Genomic DNA, 272 nt, shown 5'->3' on the forward strand with positions numbered 1-272 from the left:
GGGAAACTCGTCGACCGGATGCGCCTCCAGCAGCACCTGGCCGTCGGCATCGCGCGACAGCCAGGCGTCGGCGAAGCGCGGCTCGCCGCCGAGGAATGCCAGCGCGATCCGGCGCACGCGCAGCGGCGCGTCGCTGGCGTCGCCGAGATGGCGCAGCACCAGGCGCAAGGCCTCGCCGTCGACTTCCAGCGCGGCCAGCGGCTGTTCGAGCAGACGCTTGCGGCTGACCCCGAGCCAGCGCGCGAAGGCCAGGTTGCAGTCGGCCACGCGGC

The 272-nt window shown here is 74.3% G+C and carries 1 protein-coding gene; it reads right to left on the reverse strand.

Annotated features, from left to right (window positions below; translation table 11 throughout):
- Positions 1-272 (reverse strand): nitrogen regulation protein NR(II) (locus SB660_RS20650; protein WP_410584215.1); only part of this gene is annotated, 272 nt, incomplete at both ends.

This window comes from Bacillus sp. SIMBA_005 (genome assembly GCF_046535585.1).
GTDB lineage: Bacteria > Bacillota > Bacilli > Bacillales > Bacillaceae > Bacillus > Bacillus pumilus.